Raw genomic sequence first — 3,126 nt, forward strand, 5'->3', positions numbered from 1 at the left:
TCCCAAATATCCTACAACTTCAATATCAATAGAAGGCTCAACAACCTGCTGATGCAGGGTTGACGCATTTGGGCGCTACGAAATCCACTCAACTCATTGTGAGGAGTGGGCGGCGAAGCACCCCTTGCGGGTGCCCGCTTCGTAGCCACAGGTCGAGGGGCGTAGCCCCGATGACCCGTGGATCAGGCATCGCAAGCGATCACGACCCCGCTAGGGCGTCGCACCGGTAGCCTATTCCGATAAGTGCGATACTCCGGCGGGGTCGCTTGGAGGGGGGGGATTTCTGCTCGGCGACCCACAAGGGGTCGAGGGGGTAGGGGCAGGTCTCGGCACATCGGTCACCGCTTCGCGGATGACCGATGCCTTTGGAGCGAGCACCCTTCGGGTGCCTCCCCGATAAGCCCCACTTGGTATATGATTACCCTAACGCTCAAATGCGTCACCCCTGTCACCCCTGATGGAATATGGTCTGCGAGACACAAAAATGCGTACATTTGCGTAGACTATAACACTTAGGCTCAAGGCAATTATTATGACAGACAGACAATTAGAGCAGGTCAGGATGTTTACTAAGAAAGAAGTGATGTCTAGTGCTATCAATGAGCTCCGAGGTTACATAATAAGGAACCTCTCATCCGTCACGGACGATGATAGGAGGCAGGAGCTTATGAAACAACAAAGACTTCTCGCATTTGAAGCAAATGCCGTCTTGGGCGATGATGAGATTGCACAAAGCGTACAAGACAAGGTACTTCGGCTATATAGCCCTATTTTGAAAAGATACAATGAACAGGAATGAGGTAGTCCGAATTTTTGAGGAGAAAAAGGACTTACACATTGATAGTCACACCTCCCGAAATCAACCTATCGCATAATATTGGGAGGACAACCATCTGCGGGCAAGAGTAGCCTCAACAAAATTATCGAAGAGGAGTACCAAGATGCAATAGACATTGTCATCAATGGCGACAATTATAGAGTATGCCATCCGCAATACAATGAACTGAGAAAGGATCCTCTCACATTCTCTTCTGAGACTTGAATTTTTTCTAACGTATTCACAGAAGGACTGATTGCAGAAGCGATCAAACGTCGATTGTCCGTTTCCATAGAAGGGACAATGAGGCGCTCGGAGGTGATCGCAAACACTGCAAAAAAGTTCAAATCCTCAGGTTACAAGGTTGAACTATTATGCATCTCCGCCCCTTATGAACTTACGGCTATCAATCTCTTCTCAAGATTTGCAGGTGAGGTGCAGTCTATAGGCAATGGCAGGTTGGCGGACTTTGAGAGTCACCGCCAAGCTTGCATAGGCATACCAAAGACTTTGGACGATGCGTATGAGGACAAGGACATCGACAGGATACGCCTATATTCTATTTTTGGCATCGACCTAATTGCTGATTACAAAAGAGTAAATGGGCAATGGTCAATCAATGAGAAGCCAAGCGAGATGATAGAGACATCCCGAAACGCTCAATTACAGAACCCAAGGATTGTGTTTCCTATTTTAGATAGAGGTCTGGCAGCTTTAGGGATCATCCAAGAAGAGAGCATAAGGAAGGAGCTATTAAAACAGATCCAAGCGCTTATGAAGACCATACCATCCCTTTACCGAGGGTGATTTGGTCTCTACCATCAGGGAGTGCAATCTGCTCGATGAGATCGACCGCCTCACATGAGACTGTTGCACGAAGGCGATCTGCTGCGTTGCTTTCGGAATTCGGTCTCGGTCACGTACGTGAGTACGCTCCTTTCGGTCTCATCCTCAGCGCCTTGCATCTCATCCTTCGTGCAAAGTCTCTAATCATATACCAGGCGGGGCTCATCCGAGAGGCACCCGAAAAGACCTTTGCAAAATGGTCTTTCGCCGAAAAAGCAGCGCTTTTTCGGCAGGAGACTTTGCAGAATGCCACAGATGCAAGGAACTGAGAGTGAGGGCGAGGGGAGTGTGCTTACGCACATAACCAAGCCCGAATCTCGAATGTGACGCCACAGATGGGGTATTATGCAAAGGTCTCCCGAAGGGTGCTCGCTCCATAGGCATCGGTCATCCGCGAAGGAGTGACCGATGTGCCAAGACCCGCCCCTCCTCCTCGACCCCTTGCGGGTCGCCGAGCAGATATTCCCTTTCCAGACAGACCCCGCCAGGGTGTCACACTCCCCGGAGAGGCTTGATAGTGCGACACCCTGGCAGGGTCGAGGTCGTATACGATGCCCTCTCCACGGGTCATCGGGGCGACGCCCCTCGACCTGTGACTAAGAAGCGGGCACCCGCAAGGGGTGCAACTCCGGTCTAATAGTCCCCCTCGAAGCGCTCTCCCGCAGAAGGCTCTCGCTGAGGGCTTTTGCCCTTGGCGGATAGGGGCGAAATCTAATACCGATATTAGATTTCTCTAATATCGGTATTAGAGATCACTAATATCGGTATTAGAGAATTCTTTTTACCGGTATTAGGTGACGCCCTGTTTTTGCGGGACGAGTCGGACGGGTCGGACGACCTGCCCCCGAAATCCTTGTTTTAATGGAGTATGGTCTGCGAGTCTGCGAGCTAAACGAATATCAGGAAGAAGCAGAGGTGAGTCCTAATCCTTGTTTTAATGGAATATGGTCTGCGAGGGAGGTAGATTACCCGAAGGTTCTACCACTCTACCGTCTTAATCCTTGTTTTAATGGAATATGGTCTGCGAGCATTCCATTGGAGGAACTACTGGATACAATTTCCTGTCTTAATCCTTGTTTTAATGGAATATGGTCTGCGAGCCGTGAGGAGGTGGTCACGCTCTATCACTGGAAGGTGGTAGGTCTTAATCCTTGTTTTAATGGAATATGGTCTGCGAGCAATCTTCAAAGATGAAGTGTTACCTAAAGAGCTGTCTTAATCCTTGTTTTAATGGAATATGGTCTGCGAGCGTTTGGCTCACCACTCGGTAGACAAACAGCCGTCCGGTCTTAATCCTTGTTTTAATGGAATATGGTCTGCGAGTTCGCATCGAATTATGCGTTGTAACAAGATCGATTGGGTCTTAATCCTTGTTTTAATGGAATATGGTCTGCGAGTCTCACAGACGCTCTCTAACGAACCCATCCTGTCGGGTCTTAATCCTTGTTTTAATGGAATATGGT

General features: G+C 49.2%; 1 protein-coding gene, 1 pseudogene and 1 CRISPR repeat array. The gene and the pseudogene both read left to right on the top strand.

Annotated features, from left to right (window positions below):
• Window positions 1-532 precede the first annotated feature (532 nt).
• Window positions 533-799 (top strand): hypothetical protein, encoded by a 267-nt coding sequence (locus tag HMPREF2890_RS05785; protein ID WP_070466491.1) that lies wholly within the window; start codon window positions 533-535, stop codon window positions 797-799.
• Between the two features lie 78 nt (window positions 800-877).
• A pseudogene (locus HMPREF2890_RS05790) lies at window positions 878-1,624 on the top strand (zeta toxin family protein).
• A gap of 882 nt (window positions 1,625-2,506) precedes the next feature.
• A CRISPR array of direct repeats spans window positions 2,507-3,125; the repeat unit is 29 nt; unit sequence GTCTTAATCCTTGTTTTAATGGAATATGG.
• Window position 3,126: the final 1 nt, after the last annotated feature.

This window comes from Porphyromonas sp. HMSC065F10, from assembly GCF_001808555.1.
Classification (GTDB): domain Bacteria; phylum Bacteroidota; class Bacteroidia; order Bacteroidales; family Porphyromonadaceae; genus Porphyromonas_A.